Source organism: Paenalcaligenes sp. DL 309, assembly GCF_057475285.1.
Genome location: NZ_JBYBKW010000006.1, coordinates 108,685 through 124,846, shown reverse-complemented (window position 1 = coordinate 124,846; position 16,162 = coordinate 108,685). Strand labels below are relative to the sequence as shown.

The window sequence follows — 16,162 nt, the reverse complement described above, 5'->3', positions numbered from 1 at the left end:
TTTTGTCGCTCTCTGTATAATGAAAGTATAAGAGTAATCGTATATTTTTTCTTAGGAGTCTATTAAGGATGCGTATTTTTGCTAATTTACTACTTTTGAGTTTTGTGCTCATGGCATGCTCAGAAGTGGAGTCATCCTCTGAGAAGCATGATGTGCCTCCACCTGCCGTGCTGGTGACTCCTGTGATTGAGCGTCTAGTAAGCTCAGGCGAGTCGATGGTGGCACGCACTCGTGCTGTGCATCAAGTTGCTCTACGTGCCCGCGTTTCGGGTTTGTTAGAAAAGCGTCTTTTTAATGCGGGAGAGCAGGTAGAAAAAGGGCAGTTATTATTTGTTATAGAGTCTGAGCAATATCAGGCCAATGTGGCTGCGGCGGTCGCTGAAACGGCGGAGGCTCAAGCCATCTACCAGCGAGCTCAACAATACCTTACGCGTTTGCAGTCCGTGGTGCGCGGCGGAGTATCCGCCACGGATTTAGACACAGCCCGCAACGACGTGCAGACGGCTAAGGCGCGCCTGGCTCAAGCACGAGCGCGTCAAGATTCAGCTAATTTACAATTAGCGTACACAGAAATTTATGCACCTATTACGGGTCGCATTAGTGAGGCCAAGATTGATACGGGTAATTTAATTGGTCCTGATAGTGGTGTGCTGGTAACCATTACGCAGTTAGACCCTATTTATGTGGATTTCACGATTAGTGAGCGTGAAAGCACACGTTTTATGCGTAATAGGCATGAGCTTAATCAAGGCCAAGCAGATGTAGAGGATTATTTATTACGTTTACGCTTATCGGATGGTAGTTTATACGAGCAAGCGGGGCAGCTGGATTATGTAGCCAATGAAGTAGATCGTGCCACCGGCACCTTAGCCATGCGTGCAGTAATAGAAAATCCTAAAGGCATGCTGCGTCCCGGGCAGTTTGTTACCGCTTTGGTGTCAGATACTACGCCGAATAAGGCCTTAGTGATTCCGCAGTCTGCGGTACAACAAGACAAAGAGGGCTATCACGTTTTAGTCGTTAATGCCAATGGTGAGGTGCTTCGACGTCGCGTAATGCTAGGCGATCGTAGTCAGATTGACTGGATTGTGACGTCCGGCTTGCAAGCGGGTGAAAGTGTGATTTTTGAGGGGCTCCAAAAGGTGCAAGCAGGTATGAAGGTAGAAGCGGTTTCTGGTGATCCCCGTGCCGGGCTGACCACTGAGTTCGGGAGCTAGGCTGTGTTTAGTCAATTTTTTATTCATCGTCCTCGCTTTGCTATTGTGGTGTCTATTGTTATTGTGCTGGCAGGTCTGCTGGCGCTTACGGCTCTGCCTATTACCCAGTACCCGGAGATTACCCCTCCTGGAGTGCGCGTAGTGGCTAGTTACCCAGGGGCGAGTGCTGATGTGGTGGAATCTACCGTCGCCACCGTGATTGAAGATGTGGTGAATGGGGTAGATGGCATGAGTTACATGGCCTCTACTAGTAGTAATGGCCAATACGAGCTTAATGTAACCTTTGAGCTAGGCACCGACCCCGATATGGCGGCGGTAGACATTCAAAACCGCGTGTCCTTGGTGCAGGCGCAGTTACCGCAGGCCGTATCAGATCAAGGCATATCCGTATTTAAGGCTTCCTTATCCATATTACAGATGTATGCCTTGTATTCACCCGATGAAACGCATGATGCTTTGTTTTTATCGAATTATGCCAGCACAAACGTAGTGGATAGTTTATCTAGGGTGCCAGGGGTTGGCGATGTGTTCATTTTTGGGGCTCAAGATTATGGCATGCGCATCTGGATGCAGCCGGATCGTATGGCTCATTTAGGCATAGTGCCTAGCGATATCGCCCATGCGGTACGTAGTCAAAACGTACAGGCGGCGGCCGGGCAGGTGGGAGCACCACCCATAGCCAGTGACCAACAATATCAATACACAGTACGTGCGCAAGGACGGCTTGAGCAGCCAGAACAATTTGGCAATATCGTCCTGCGTACTGCCACAGATGGTGGCATTTTGCGCATTAGTGATGTAGCAAATGTGGAGCTTGGCGCTCAGTCGTATCGTTCTTTTGGTCGTTTTTCTGAGCAACCCGCTATATTAATTGCCGTATTTCAGCAGCCCGGAGCCAATGCCTTAGAAGTGGGTAATGGCGCGGAGGCGCAAATGGCAGAAATTGCCCAGCGTTTTCCTGCAGGCATGGCCTATGAGTTGGCCTTTGATACTACGGATTTTATTGAAGTTAGCCTAGAAGAATTAATGATCACCTTGGCTGTGGCATTGCTATTAGTGATTGGCGTAGTGTATGTGTTTTTACAAAACTTACGTGCCACTTTGATTCCCGCCTTAGCTATCCCCGTATCATTAATCGGTACGTTTTCAGTCATGCTATTAATTGGCTTTTCCATTAATACTATTACCTTATTTGCGTTAATTTTAGCGATTGGGGTGGTGGTGGATGATGCTATTTTGGTGTTAGAAAACGTACAACGTCACATGGAAGAGGGTATGGCACCACGCGAAGCCGCGCTGCTTACTATGAAAGAGGTGAGCGGAGCGGTGGTGGCTTCTACGTTGGTGTTGTTAGCGGTGTTTGTACCGGTGACTTTCATGCCCGGCATTGCGGGTGAGCTCTATAAGCAGTTTGCTTTAACGATTTCTATTTCCGTTGCCATATCCTCAGTGGTAGCTTTAACGCTTAGTCCGGCGTTGTGTGCCGTTTTGTTAAAATCTAAAACAGAAGGCGCTGTTTTAAATCGTGGTTTTCGTTGGTTTAATACGAGCTTTCAACGTTTAACGGGGGGTATGTTCCGGGGGCGGGTTTTTTTGCTAAGCGGGGTGGGTTAACACTAATTGTGTTGCTAAGTACGATGGGAGGGGTGGGCGCACTGTTTATGGCCGCTCCTACCGGGTTTTTACCTGATGAGGATCAGGGAGCGCTATTTGTACAAGTGCAACTTCCCGATGCGGCTTCCTTAGAACGCACTGACCGTATCATGCGTGAGGTGGATGGCCGTTTAATTGCCATGGAAGGCGTGGCTGATGTGATTTCTATTCGTGGCTCCTCGTTATTAGGCAGTGATGGCCCTAACGTAGCCATGGCGATTGTGCAGTTGAACCCTTGGGATCAAAGGGATGCCAGCCTATCAGCGGCAGCATTGACTGAGCGGGTTGCACAACGTTTAACTGATATAGCGGGTGCTACCATCACCGTATTTGCACCCCCTGCCATTCCAGGCTTAGGGGTAGGCAGTGGTTTTGAATTTACCTTGCAAGACTACGATGGCAATGGCCCTGCCGCATTGGCGCAGACTGCCTTGGGTTTAGTGCAACGTGCTAATCAAGATCCACGGTTAACAAGAGTGTTTACCTCTTATTCGCCTAACGTACCGCAAATACGGTTGCATATTAATCGAGATCAAGCGCATTTACTTGATGTGTCCATAGACGATATTTTTGCCACTTTACAGGCTCAGCTGGGCTCACAGATTCTGAATGATTTCAATATGGATGGCCAGTTATATAAAGTGGTGATGCAGGCTGAGGCCAGCAGTCGTGCTATGCCTAGCGATATTAGCCGGCTCTATGTACGCAGCCGTGCTGGGGAAATGGTGCCTGTGGCTGCATTAGCAGAGACAGTAGCTGAGCTCGGCCCAGAAAGTTTAGGTCGCTATAACCAGTTTTTATCCGCTACTATCAATGGTTCACCGGCAGTCGGTTATAGTACGGGCGAAGCCTTAGAAGCCATGGAAGAGCTGGCAGCGGAGTTTTTACCCACAGGGTATGGTTTTGAGTGGTCTGGGGCGTCTTTCCAAGAAAAAAGCAGTGGTAGTGTAGCGCCTATATTGGCGTTGTCTTTATTATTCGTCTTTTTGTTTTTGGTGGCGCAATATGAAAGCTGGGCCATTCCCATTGCGGTGTTATTGATCGTTCCTGTTACCTTAGCGGGGGCGTTGTTCGCGGTTATAGTCGCTGGAAACAGTTTGGGGCTGTATGCGCAGATTGGGCTCATAATGCTAGCCGGATTATCCACTAAGCAGGCTATTTTAATTGTGGAGTTTGCGCGTACGCAGCGCGAGCAAGAAGGCCTATCGATTATAGATGCAGCAGAAACAGCTGCCCGATTGCGATTCCGTGCGGTGATGATGACGGCCTTATCTTTTATGCTGGGTGTATTTCCGTTATTGATTGCCACAGGAGCGGGAGCGGGTGCTAGATATTCTGTAGGAGTGGTGGTGTTTTTTGGAATGGCGGCGGCCACCTTAATTGGCACCTTGCTGGTACCTGGTTTTTATACGTTGGTTCAGCGTGGACGTGAGTGGAGTAAGCACGCGGAGGAAACATCATGAGAATTCAGCGCTGGACAATTACTATCGCCTCTGCGTCACTGCTACTAGGTGCTTGTACTGTAGTAGGGCCTGATTACACAGAACCGCAGATTGAATTAGATACGGAATTTACGTCACTAAAAGAGAATGCGGGGCTTAATATGGAGCAATCCACTGAATTAACGCTTTGGTGGGCAACTTTACATGATTCCGATCTCAATCGCCTAATTAATTAAGCAGTAAAACAAAACTTAGATTTACGCGCAGCCACCTCAAGGCTGCGGCAGGTGCGTGCTTTACGTAATGTGGCTTCGGGCGCGCGCTTTCCTACGCTAGATACCAGTGCACAGGCCCAACGTTCACGAGCTAGTGAGAATGTGGCACCGGAGGGCGCCGAGTTAACCTCGGGTTTGTATGCCGCCGGTTTTGATGCGGGTTGGGAAATCGATTTGTTTGGCGGTGTGGCACGGGCATTGGAGGCGGCCGAAGCCGATATAGAGGCGGCAGCTGAATCACAGCGTGATGTTTTAGTGTCTGTGTTGGCTGAAGTGGCACTTAATTACGTAGAGGCACGAAGCTTTCAGGAACGCTTACGTATTGCTGCAGACAACTTAGCCAGTCAAGAAGATACGTTTGAGCTTATTCAGTCACGTCATGCTGCCGGCCTCGTCCAAGATATTGATTTAGAGCGCGCCCGCAGCAATGTGGAAAACACACGCAGCACCATGCCGCAATTATCCACGCAATTAGAACGTGCAAGTAATAGACTTGCTCTCTTACTTGGTGAACAGCCAGGAGCCATAGATGAGGTCTTTAACCAAATTAAATCGGTACCCAGTCCACAAATTGAGGTGGCCATCGGTGTGCCAGCGGATTTGTTACGTCGTCGGCCTGATATTCGGCGAGCGGAGCGGATATTAGCCGCTGAAACTGCCCGTGTAGGTGAAGCTACCGCAGAACTGTATCCAAAATTACGCTTGCTTGGTTCAGTGGGTTTGGAAACATTGAGTGGAGGCAATTTATTTCAATCGGCAAGTCGTACCTTAGGGATTGGTTCTATTATTAGTTGGCCATTGTTCTCTGGTGGCCAGGTACGTAATCGTATTGAGGCGCAGTCTGAGGTGCAAGAACAAGCTTATATTGCTTGGCAAAACTCAGTGCTTAGCGCGCTTGAGGAAGTGAGTAATGCCATTACCGCGTATACCAATGAGCAAATACGTCATGCGGCCTTGCAATGCTCAGCTGAATCAGCCGTTCGTGCTGCAAGCATTGCCCGTTCACGCTATGACGCAGGAATTGCTGATTTCACTGAGGTATTAGACACCGATCGCGAACGTTTGTCGGTACAGGATGCGTTAGCTGCCAGTAATGCAGAGATTACCACCGATCTGATTCGTCTCTACAAAGCGTTGGGTGGCGGGTGGCAGTCATTAGCTGAAGAGTAAACTGTGCTAGGCTAATAGTAATAATAGGGAAGGAAGTCTGCAAAGGAAACAGGAAATAAAATGAGTGAAAAAACCAGCATAGGGCAAGTAATTAAAATACGCGGTGGTGTGGTCGATGTGCTCTTTGAGGCTCCTGTACCACGTATTCAAGACGTGGTCTATGCGGGTGATATTGCCATGGAGGTGGTTTCTTTATTGGATCAAGGCAAAGTGCGTTGCATGGCCTTGGCACCGGTACGCGGTTTAGGTTTAGGTATGCCGGTACAGGCCACTGGCGCTCCCATTCAAGTGCCTGTAGGCGAGGCCGTATTAGGTCGTATGCTAAATGTGTTTGGTGCGCCCATTGATGATAAGCCAGCCCCTAAAACCACACTTTCTCGTTCTATTCATCAAGCACCACCCCCCTTAGAAGAACGCGTGGTGCATAGCGCCATCCTTGAGACCGGCATTAAAGCCATTGATTTGCTTTCTCCTATAGAGCGCGGCGGGAAAACCGGCTTATTTGGGGGCGCAGGCGTAGGTAAAACTGTATTAATTACGGAGCTGATTAATAACACCGCCCAGCATTACAAAGGTGTGAGCTTATTTTGCGGCATTGGTGAGCGTTCCCGTGAGGCCGAAGAGCTCTACCGTGAGATGGGTGAAGCCGGTGTGCGTGATAAAACCGTTATGTTGTTTGGACAGATGAATGAAGCGCCCGGTGTGCGCTTTTTAATTGGTAAGACTGCACTCACCATGGCGGAGTATTTCCGAGACGACTTAGGTCAAGATGTGTTGCTATTGATTGATAATGTGTTTCGCTTTGTGCAGGCGGGTTCTGAAGTGTCTGGTTTATTAGGGCGTATGCCTTCTCGCGTAGGCTATCAACCCACCTTAGCCACTGAGCTGGCCTCTTTGCAAGAACGTATTACCTCCACGCGTAAGGGGGCTATTACCTCTATCCAAGCCGTGTATGTGCCCGCGGATGACTTTACCGATCCGGCTGCGGCACATATATTCTCCCACTTATCGGCCTCGGTGGTGCTTTCACGTAAACGCGCCAGTGAAGGCTTATATCCCGCCGTAGACCCTTTAGCTTCCACCTCCGTTATGCTAACGCCAGCAGTGGTGGGGCAGCGTCATTATGATGTGGCCCGTGCCGTACGCCGCACTCTCGCGGAGTACGAAGAGCTGCGAGACATCATTGCCATGTTAGGTTTGGAGGAGTTATCTACCGCTGATCGTGCTGTTGTGGCACGTGCACGCCGCTTGGAGCGGTTTTTAACACAGCCGTTCTTTTCAGCAGAATCCTTTAGTGGCCAAGCAGGGCAACACGTTTCTGTAGAAGAAACCTTAGCAGGATGTGAGCAAATTTTGGCGCAAACCGAGTTCAATGACAATGAGATGGATTACTACATGATTGGCGCGTTGCCGCAGTTGCAGGAGCTCACCTCATGAGTCAAGATAACCCCATGCAGGTTCATTTACGTTTGCCTACGCGATTACTTTTTAGCTGTGAGGCTGAAAAAGTCTTTGCTGAGGCTGAAAATGGCACCTTTATGCTGTTGCCTAAGCATACAGACTTCGTGAGTGCGTTGGTACCATCGGTATTAATGCTAACCACGATTCAAGGTGAGGAATTATTTTTTGGCGTAGACCAAGGCATCTTAGTTAAGCATGATTATACGGTAGACATTGCCGTACGCCGCGCTGTGCAAGGCAAGGACTTAGCCTCTTTAACGAGCACCATACAAGCCACTTTTATTGCAGTAGACGAAGACGAACGAGTGGCACGCACTGCTTTATCAAGGCTAGAGGCGGGCATTGTGCGGCGCTTCAGTGATTTACGGAAACCCCTAACATGAAAGATGAAAAACCCCAAGAGGAAAAAGAAGACGCGTCTGCAGCCGCTATCCGCCAGCGCACAGAGCGTATGCAAAAAACTCGTAATGATAAAGGGCCTAAATACAGTTCATTAAGCGGCTTAAGTGTGTTCGGTGTAATTGGTTGGTCTATTGCTATTCCTACCGTGGCTGGCGCTTTTTTAGGTATGTGGCTAAATCGAGTGGCTCCGCAAAGCTTTTCATGGCCTATTGCTTTAATTTTAGGTGGTGTGGTGATTGGTGCTATAGGTGCTTGGCGATGGATAGAGAAAAGTTATGATAAGTAATATGGCTATTAATGCCAGTGCGCTGTGGTGGGGAATTGCAGTGGGTTTGCCCATGAGTGCCTTGTTTTTTTGGGGGCTAAGGTGGGGGATGCGTTTGGCGATGAATTCCGCCCATCCGGGACGCTTACTGATGCTTAGTTTTTTCTGCCGTATGGTGGTGTTATTGGCGGTGGCTTTGCTGCTAAGTCGTCTTAGCGCATCCATGTGGGCCTTAGCCGGTTATATGCTGGCATTTTTACTCGTTCGTATCGTGGTCGTTGTGGTTTCAAAACAAAGAGGTGTGTAATTATGCAGCTAAGTCCTGATCAAACGGTGGTGTTTACTATAGGCAGTTGGCCGGTAAATGCCACTATAGTTAATACGTGGATTGTGATGGTGTTATTGGTGGGTATTTCTGTGTTGGTAACACGCAATTTACGCGCTGATACGTCACCGGGGCGTTGGCGTAGTGCGCTGGAGCTCATTGTGACAATGATTCAAGGGCAAATTAAAGAAGTAACGCGCACCAATGCCCGTCATATTTTGTACTTTGCGGGTACCTTGTTTTTGTTTATCGCCGTCTCTAACGTACTAACGGTAATTCCGGGTTTTGATGCGCCCACCTCATCGTTATCTACCACGGTGGGGCTCACGTTATCGGTGTTGATTGCTATTCCTATTTTTGGGATTGCGAATGGAGGCGTGCGGCAATATCTGCGTAAGTTTATTGAACCTTCCATCATTATGTTGCCTTTTAATATTATTGGCGAGTTTTCCCGTGGCGTGTCGTTGGCGGTACGTTTATATGGCAATGTGATGAGTGGCGCAGTGATAGCTGCTATTTTATTGAGCATTGCTCCTTTCTTTTTTCCGGTCGTAATGAGTATGTTGGGTTTATTGACCGGCATTATTCAAGCGTATATTTTCGCTATTTTAGCCACGGTATATATTTCCTCTGCCATGGCAGAACCACCTCTAAAAACGTCTACTAAGGATGAAACAGAATGACTGATCTTGCAATTATTGCCGCTATTTCTATTTTTACTGCGGGCTTCACGGTAGCCATTGGTTCTATTGGCCCAGCCTTGGGTGAAGGGCGTGCGGCGGCGGCGGCTATTGCTGCTATTGCGCAGCAGCCTGATGCGGCACCTACGTTATCGCGTACCTTATTTGTGAGCTTGGCGATGATCGAGTCCACTGCAATTTATTGTTTTGTGGTGGCGATGATTCTTATCTTTGCTAATCCGTTTTGGGATGCTATGCAGACTGCTGCAGGAGCGTAATACTTTATGTCTATTGATTGGATTACTGTCTTAGCGCAGATTGCAAACTTTTTGGTCTTATTGTGGCTGCTGAAACGCTTTTTATATAAGCCTATATTAGATGGTATCGATGCGCGCGAAAAAGAGATAACTAGGCGTATGGAGCTCGCTGCAAAATCCCAGCAAGAGGCCAAAAAAGCAGAGAGTCGTTACGTGAAACAACGTGCACAACTGCTATCTGAACAAGAGGCTTTATTGAAAAAGACCTTAGCCGACACAGAAGAGGAGCGTGCGCAATTGTTGACAGAAGCTCGTACTAAAATGCAGCAAGAGCAAGACGATTGGCGTCAGCATCTGGAGCAGGAGCGCCAAACTTTCAATCAACGTTTGCAGCAGACGGGCTCTGAGGCGTTATTGCAGCTTACACGTAAGGCGTTGCATGACTTAGCTGATGAGCAACTGGAAGACGCCATAGTGCGCCATGTGGGTAAACAGTTGCAGCCCATGGCTAAAGAGTTAGAACGGGCAGCCGCTGACAGCACCCAAGCACAAGTTACTACACGAGATGCCTTAGCACCTGCTACCCAGTCGTTATTACAAAAAGAAGTACAGCAATGGCTGCCCAAGCTTAGTTTAAATTTTGAGACGAACGCAACACAGTCGCCTGGTTTAATTATGCAGATAGGGGGCGCTCAGGTAGCGTGGACTACAGACAGTTATATTGATGAACTGGCTGAACTCTTAAAACAACATGCTTCCACCAGCCTCGATAACAAGGAGTTACGCTAACGTGGATACCTTTACTACTTGGATGGATAGACTCATTAATAGTCCCACACCTACACCGGTTTTAATTGAAACGGGGACGGTAGCCGAAGTGGGTGATGGCGTAGCCATTGTCTCTGGCCTGGCTCGGGCTCTATCTGATGAGCTATTGGTGTTTGCCAGTGGTGTGCAAGGTATTGTGCTGGATTTAGAGGCTGACCGTTTGGGTGTAATTCTACTGGGACCTTCGGAGCATATTCGTTTGGGAGAGACGGTATACCGCACGCGTAAAGTGGTGAGTGTGCCAGTGGGGGCGGCGTTACTCGGGCGTGTGGTAGATGCCATGGGTAGGCCTCGTGATGTATTAGGCCCTATCGCTGCCGTGGCTGAGCATCCCATTGAGGCGGAAGCCCCCAGTATTTTAAATCGTACGCAAATTTTCAAACCTCTTGCCACGGGTCTTAAAGCTATTGATGCCGCTATTCCGGTAGGTTTAGGGCAGCGTGAGCTAATCATTGGCGATAGACAAACCGGTAAAACCTCTATTGCAATTGATACCATGCTCAATCAGGCACGCTCAGAAGTGATATGTATTTATTGTGCTATAGGGCAGCGTGGCGATGCCGTAGCCCGGGTAATTCGTGCTCTTACGGAAGGTGATATGCTGCAGCGCAGTATCGTTATGAGTGCGGGTGACGAAGAAGCTCCGGGTTTATCGTATGTGGCGCCTTACGCTGCGATGACCATGGCCGAGTATTTCTCGGCGCAGGGTGAGGATGTAGTCGTGATTTTTGATGATATGACGCACCATGCCCGTGCTTATCGTGAATTATCCCTATTGTTACGTAGACCGCCAGGGCGTGAAGCTTTTCCAGGCGATATTTTTTATGTGCATGCGCGACTTTTAGAACGAGCAGGGCAGTTTGGTCCAGACATAGGGGGCGGCTCCATTACTGCCTTGCCTGTGGTGGAGACGCAGGCGGGTAATTTGTCGGCGTATATTCCCACTAATCTCATCTCTATTACTGATGGGCAAATTTATTTATCACCGCAGCTAGTGCGTAAAAATCAGTTTCCAGCAGTGGATTTGGGGTTATCTGTTTCTAGGGTAGGTAGTAAAGCGCAGAACCGCACCTTGCGTGCTGTATCGGGGAATTTACGCGTTACTTTGTCACAGTTTGAAGAATTAGAAGATTTTGCGCGTTTTGGTACGCGTTTAGATGATGCGACCCGAGCCCGTTTGGCCCGCGGTTCTGCTGTGCGTACTGCTTTACGTCAGGCTGAGCGTGATCCCATGCCTGCACTGGAGCAGCTAACGGTGCTAGTAGCTGCTATGGCCGGTTTATTTGATCCACTCAATGAGCAAGAAATCAGTGCAGCCATGCATGCAGTACGTGATGCGGCTCAACGAGAGTTAGCAGTGATTGAGCAGCGCATCAAGGATAATCAGCCGCTTTCTGATGAAGATCGTCAATTGATTACCGATTGTGCACGTGACGCCTTAGAAAAACGGGATAAAAAAGAATGAGGTATACATGGCGCAAACCTTAGAGCACCTTTCTAGAAAAAACGATACCTTAACCAGCATTCGCGGTATTGTGCATACCATGAAAACCTTGTCGGCAATTAACGCTGCGCCTTATGAGCAAGCCGCACAGTCCATCGAGTCATACCATCAATCCATTCTTCAAGGTTTGGCTGCTTTTGTGTACCGTAGTGGTGGGATTCGTTTACTTACAGAGGCTGTGCAGCCTACTATCCGCTTAGTGGTGGTATTTGGCTCAGATCACGGTTTATGTGGTAATTACAATGAATTAGTAGCGGATAAAGTCATTGAATACCGCCAAGCGCAACCCATAGCAAAAGAATCTATTCTTTGTCTTGGTTCTAGAATGGCAAATGCTTTAGTAGAACAAGGGTTGGAGCCTGAGGTGGTGTTAATGCCGCCGGCTTCTGCTGATGGCGTAAGGCGTTTAGCCGGTGATATTGTAACGCGTATAGAACAGCTAGGTCGTGGCCAGCCTTTAGCGCATTTAGCGGTAAGTTTGGTTTTTACTCAACGCGCTGCACACGGTTATCAAGAATCAGTGGTTCGCGATTTATTGCCTTTAGATAAAAAATTATTGCAACCAGTACAACGCTGGCCGTCGCGTTCCTTGCCCGATTACAGCATGCCAGCGGATGCATTATTATCTTCATTGATACGTAATCACGTGTTTGCCAGTGTATTTAGAGCTTCTGCTGAAGCCATGGTTACAGAAAATGCCACGCGTTTAGCGTTGATGCAACAAGCAGAGCAGTCTGTGGATGAGCAGTTAGAAAGCTTACAACAGGAATTAAACAGCGTGCGCCAAGATGAAATTACGAATGAATTGATGGATATTATTATTGGACACTTAGCATAAAGCGGCGATAAGTTAAAGAAAGATATTATATATTTATGTATACTGTTAATTATTATTTATAATTCCATAACTCGTAACACATAAAGGACATAACGATGAAAGCACAATTAACCCGTTTATTAGCAGGTGGGGCGCTTGGTTTGGGCCTCATAACTGGAGCACAGGCAAATACTGATACTGTTGAGAAAGCCATGGTAATCGTAAGCAGTGATTCGCTACAAACACAGGGCATGGCAATGGTGTTATCACAAGCTATGCAAGCGCAGGGTACAGCTGTTAATCTTTTACTCTGTGATAAGGCGGGTGATTTAGCCGTGTCTAGTTTTGAAAGCGACGCTGCCTTAAAGCCACATGGCATGAAACCAGAAGGTCTCATGCAAAAAATCATGGCGGACGGCGCTGAGGTTGCCGTTTGTGCTTTATATTTGCCTAATAGCAAATATGAAGAAGCCGATCTACGCGAAGGGGTTACCGTTGCACAACCACCAGTCATGGCGGAAATGATGCGTGCAGCAGATGTAAAGGTTTTTGAGTTCTAAAGTAAATAGTCAATAAAATCTTGTTTACTATCAAGCCTTTGGAGAAAAAGCATTTAGTCTTAGCGGCTGCTATATGTGCGCAAGCTATGTTGCATAACCCCCTGCATATTCGTGTATTTGGTGGGGTATCTTCACTACGTCAACGTCGTCTCGAGCGATTCTTCCCGGGCTTACTGGCTTATATATATAGAAAAGGCGCACTTTATGGCGCCTTTTCTGAGCAACGCTTAGTGGGAGTTTTAGGCATGTTGCCACCCACCCAATGCAAGCCCTCACTCTGTGAGGTGTTACGGTTACTGCCAAGTCTTATTACTGCTACTAATCCCCTTGGCACCCTCCGTTTAGCAATTTGGTTGGGCACATGGGCAAAGCTTGACCCTGCTACCCCTCATTGGCACTTAGGCCCATTGGCGGTGGATACGGCATGGCAAAAGCAAGGTATAGGCACGCAATTGATGGCGTTGGCTTGTGATAAAGGGAGTCAAGCGAGTATTTACCTAGAAACTGACAAGCTAAGTAATGTTGAATTATATAAAAAACTTGGTTTTTCTGTTTTAGCCGCACCCACTATTTTAGGTGTATCAAGTTGGGTGATGATGCGGCCAGCATAAGGTGGCGCCCTTATTCATGGCAGCGTCTACGGCAGCGTTGCGACTATTTACATCTAGACGGTGATATAGGGTTTCAGTATGAGATTTAGCGGTGGCTACACTAATTTTTAAGTGCTTAGCAACCGTTTTTAGTGGATAACCTTTAGCAAGCAATAATAATACTTCGTATTGACGTTTGGTTAAGCCCAGTAACTCAGCTTCATTGTGCGTGCTAGGTGCAAGAGAGACTGAAGAGTGGTTGTGATTAGCAAAACAGGTACCTCCTTCTAAAACAAATTGCACGGAAGCTTTGATAAGGGCTGCACTGGATTCTTTAGAAATTGAACCGCGTATCATTGGTAAATGATGGTAGTAAATACTAGAAGAAGAGTGGGTACGTGGTTCATCGAGTAATAAAATGAACCGTGGATTATAGACTTGAGTAAGGCGTTCTAAATAAGGACAATCTGCATCTTGAGAGGCTAAAGTAAATAAAATTAAATCACAAGCCTTAGGTGATTCTTCTGGTTTTTTTGGTTCTTTCAGTTGAGAATAGTCATCTGCTAATACGGTGGCCTCAGTAAACTCTTCCTTAAGCAGCTGCTCTAACCCTAACCGTAAAATAGGATGTGGATCAATTACTATAATTTTCTTCACAACATAACCCCTTTGTTCAGTAGATAGAGAACAATTAATGGTTAATAAGACGGGGGTTTATTTTTGCGGCACCATAGTAAAAAAATGGTGCTTAATTATATAAATCGTTTTTATTGCTGTTATACCCGTTTAAGTAGCTTAAACAAAAATCATTTTTGTGTTTGAATAACACGAATAATAATTTACTAAGTTTTACAACTTGAAGCTATAAGGAATTACACTCAAATTTAGCATTGTTATTACTTATTAAATAACAAAAAATACCATAAGCGCATAATTTATTTTTATTATGTAAAGTAACTAAGAGTTTATCTAGAAAATAAAAACAAAAAAGCACTTAAAGCTATTTAGCTCTAAGTGCTTGATTTTGTTTGGGTAATTTGGTCGGAACGGAAGGATTTGAACCTTCGACCCCTTGCACCCCATGCAAGTGCGCTACCAGGCTGCGCTACGCCCCGAAAGATGTAAATATAGCATACAGTGTTTAAAATTGTCAAATAATAGCAAGATAGACGATATATTGCTATTTATTTTAAACTGAACTAGGCGGGCAGGTTTATATCTGCTGTAATGTGCTTATGCAGCATGCCTTGCTGTCGCTAAAAATCTATTATATAGGAAAACAAAAAATGTTTCAATTAGGTGATGTGGTGAAGTTAAATAGTGGTGGTCCGGCGATGACGATCACCCAAGTGGGTCTTACGCATGGGCGAGTTGAGTGTGCTTGGTTCGATAGTGAAGGAAATTTTAAAACCGCCTTTATTCATGCCAAGGCATTGCAAGAGGTGTAGAGCGTATGGCAAATTGGCGACTACCTGCACTAAGCCCTTTAGCCAAAAGTAAATGGATAGCCACAAGCCTCCTCGTAGGGGCTTTTATACTCTTTGTGGTGGCAAAGTTGCAAGACACAGGTGCCGTGAGTTGGGGGTATGTGATTGCCTTTGCAGAAGCGGCGATGGTGGGGGCGGTGGCCGATTGGTTTGCTGTAACGGCCTTGTTTAGGCGGCCTTTAGGCCTGCCTATTCCTCATACGGCCATTATTCCGCGTAATAAACCGCGTATAGCTAGCCGTTTAGGGGATTTTATTTGTGAGCATTTTTTGTCTACCCCGCAGGTAATGCAAAAAATAAAGCAAATGCAATTACCTCGTCAAACTATGCGCTGGTTAGCGAAAAAACAAAATGCCAAACTTATGGCAGGCTACACCACCTTGGTAGCGCAGCACAGTTTAACGGCATTGCGTGATGTGCGTGCTCAGCAATTTATTCAAGACACGGCTATTCATAACTTAAAAAAAATTAATTTTGCTCAGCTGGGTGGGCAGGTGTTGCAGCTACTAACGCACGATCAACGTCATCAAGAGCTTTTAAACCAGGTGTTGAAAAAAATCAGTCAAATAGTAGAAACCCCGGAAACCCAAGCCTTACTCACTGAAAAAATCGCAGCAGAACTAAAACGTACCGTACATATTAAAAAAATTAGCGAGTACTTGGGTGGCTGGACAACCACCAAAATTGTGGATTTAATTGCTAAAGAGATCACTGAAATTGCTGATGACCCGAACCATGAGTTGCGTTATAGTTTTCATGCTTATGTGCAAAGCATGATTTATCGCTTACAGACCGATCCTAGCTTCAAACAAAAAACCGCAGATATACAGCAACAAATGCTGCAAAATCCTGAGGTACAAAATTACTTGCATGGTCTATGGGCAGATATCATTGATTGGTTAGAGCAAGATTTACAAGCGCAAGATTCTGTATTACAAGAAAAGCTAGCGGTGGGTTTACGGCAAGTGGCGCAGCACATTATGACAGATCCGGCTATGCAGCAATTACTCGACGAAAAAATAGCCCAAATCGCGCCTCCCTTAATTGAAAAATATCGTGTGCGCATTGCGCGTTATATAGAAGAGCGGGTTAATGCCTGGGAAGACAGGGAGTTGGTGTATCAGTTAGAACATGCCATTGGTAAAGATTTACAGTTTATACGTGTCAATGGCACCTTGGTGGGAGGTGCCATTGGGGTATTGATTCATTTTATTGGAAGGTGGCTCTAA

16 protein-coding genes, 1 tRNA gene and 2 pseudogenes are annotated in these 16,162 nt (G+C 46.8%); 17 read left to right on the top strand and 2 right to left on the bottom strand.

Annotation, left to right across the window (positions count from 1 at the left end; translation table 11 throughout):
* Positions 1-68: 68 nt before the first annotated feature.
* The 15 genes and pseudogenes from AC2UZJ_RS09500 to AC2UZJ_RS09430 all read left to right on the top strand — a co-directional run bounded on the left by AC2UZJ_RS09500 (position 69) and on the right by AC2UZJ_RS09430 (position 13,467).
* Positions 69-1,217: an efflux RND transporter periplasmic adaptor subunit gene (locus tag AC2UZJ_RS09500; RefSeq protein ID WP_486949912.1), complete on the top strand. Its 1,149-nt coding sequence runs from the start codon at positions 69-71 to the stop codon at positions 1,215-1,217.
* Positions 1,218-1,220: 3 nt separating this feature from the next.
* A pseudogene (locus tag AC2UZJ_RS09495) lies at positions 1,221-4,333 on the top strand (efflux RND transporter permease subunit).
* Positions 4,330-4,548, top strand: coding sequence for a hypothetical protein (locus AC2UZJ_RS09490; RefSeq protein WP_486949911.1), 219 nt, complete (start codon positions 4,330-4,332; stop codon positions 4,546-4,548). Before AC2UZJ_RS09495 ends, AC2UZJ_RS09490 begins: the two are co-directional and overlap by 4 nt.
* 12 nt (positions 4,549-4,560) lie before the next feature.
* Positions 4,561-5,757, top strand: a pseudogene (locus AC2UZJ_RS09485) (efflux transporter outer membrane subunit); the annotation flags it as partial.
* A 60-nt stretch (positions 5,758-5,817) separates the two neighbouring features.
* Positions 5,818-7,194 carry a F0F1 ATP synthase subunit beta gene (atpD, locus tag AC2UZJ_RS09480; RefSeq protein WP_486949910.1) on the top strand — a complete coding sequence of 459 codons (1,377 nt, stop codon included), beginning with the start codon at positions 5,818-5,820 and terminating at the stop codon, positions 7,192-7,194.
* Complete coding sequence (locus AC2UZJ_RS09475) at positions 7,191-7,601, top strand: F0F1 ATP synthase subunit epsilon (RefSeq protein ID WP_486949909.1); 411 nt, start codon at positions 7,191-7,193, stop codon at positions 7,599-7,601. Before atpD ends, AC2UZJ_RS09475 begins: the two co-directional genes overlap by 4 nt.
* Positions 7,598-7,906, top strand: a complete 309-nt coding sequence (locus tag AC2UZJ_RS09470; RefSeq protein ID WP_486949908.1) for an AtpZ/AtpI family protein — start codon at positions 7,598-7,600, stop codon at positions 7,904-7,906. Before AC2UZJ_RS09475 ends, AC2UZJ_RS09470 begins: the two co-directional genes overlap by 4 nt.
* Entirely contained in the window at positions 7,896-8,192 is a 297-nt protein-coding gene (locus tag AC2UZJ_RS09465) for an N-ATPase subunit AtpR (RefSeq protein WP_486949907.1), read from the top strand. The genes AC2UZJ_RS09470 and AC2UZJ_RS09465 overlap by 11 nt, the downstream gene beginning before the upstream one ends.
* 2 nt (positions 8,193-8,194) lie before the next feature.
* Positions 8,195-8,893 (top strand): F0F1 ATP synthase subunit A, encoded by a 699-nt coding sequence (locus AC2UZJ_RS09460; RefSeq protein ID WP_486949906.1) that lies wholly within the window; start codon positions 8,195-8,197, stop codon positions 8,891-8,893.
* On the top strand, positions 8,890-9,168 hold the full coding sequence (locus AC2UZJ_RS09455) for a F0F1 ATP synthase subunit C (RefSeq protein WP_486949905.1): 279 nt from the start codon (positions 8,890-8,892) through the stop codon (positions 9,166-9,168). The genes AC2UZJ_RS09460 and AC2UZJ_RS09455 overlap by 4 nt, the downstream gene beginning before the upstream one ends.
* 6 nt (positions 9,169-9,174) lie before the next feature.
* Positions 9,175-9,936 (top strand): F0F1 ATP synthase subunit B family protein, encoded by a 762-nt coding sequence (locus tag AC2UZJ_RS09450; protein ID WP_486949904.1) that lies wholly within the window; start codon positions 9,175-9,177, stop codon positions 9,934-9,936.
* 1 nt (position 9,937) lies between these two features.
* Positions 9,938-11,440 (top strand): F0F1 ATP synthase subunit alpha, encoded by a 1,503-nt coding sequence (locus AC2UZJ_RS09445; protein ID WP_486949903.1) that lies wholly within the window; start codon positions 9,938-9,940, stop codon positions 11,438-11,440.
* Between the two features lie 7 nt (positions 11,441-11,447).
* Complete coding sequence (locus tag AC2UZJ_RS09440) at positions 11,448-12,317, top strand: F0F1 ATP synthase subunit gamma (protein WP_486949902.1); 870 nt, start codon at positions 11,448-11,450, stop codon at positions 12,315-12,317.
* A gap of 95 nt (positions 12,318-12,412) precedes the next feature.
* Positions 12,413-12,856 carry a DsrE family protein gene (locus AC2UZJ_RS09435; RefSeq protein ID WP_486949901.1) on the top strand — a complete coding sequence of 148 codons (444 nt, stop codon included), beginning with the start codon at positions 12,413-12,415 and terminating at the stop codon, positions 12,854-12,856.
* 20 nt (positions 12,857-12,876) lie between these two features.
* Positions 12,877-13,467: a GNAT family N-acetyltransferase gene (locus tag AC2UZJ_RS09430; RefSeq protein WP_486949900.1), complete on the top strand. Its 591-nt coding sequence runs from the start codon at positions 12,877-12,879 to the stop codon at positions 13,465-13,467.
* Here AC2UZJ_RS09430 and AC2UZJ_RS09425 read toward each other — a convergent pair.
* Entirely contained in the window at positions 13,438-14,103 is a 666-nt protein-coding gene (locus AC2UZJ_RS09425; RefSeq protein ID WP_486949899.1) for a helix-turn-helix transcriptional regulator, read from the bottom strand. The genes AC2UZJ_RS09430 and AC2UZJ_RS09425 overlap by 30 nt on opposite strands.
* A 381-nt stretch (positions 14,104-14,484) precedes the next feature.
* Positions 14,485-14,561: transfer RNA gene (locus tag AC2UZJ_RS09420), tRNA-Pro, on the bottom strand.
* 171 nt (positions 14,562-14,732) lie between these two features.
* Between AC2UZJ_RS09420 and AC2UZJ_RS09415 the strand changes: the two genes are divergently transcribed.
* Together AC2UZJ_RS09415 and AC2UZJ_RS09410 are read left to right on the top strand one after the other, a co-directional pair.
* Complete coding sequence (locus tag AC2UZJ_RS09415; RefSeq protein ID WP_486949898.1) at positions 14,733-14,894, top strand: YodC family protein; 162 nt, start codon at positions 14,733-14,735, stop codon at positions 14,892-14,894.
* A gap of 5 nt (positions 14,895-14,899) precedes the next feature.
* Entirely contained in the window at positions 14,900-16,162 is a 1,263-nt protein-coding gene (locus AC2UZJ_RS09410) for a DUF445 domain-containing protein (protein ID WP_486949897.1), read from the top strand.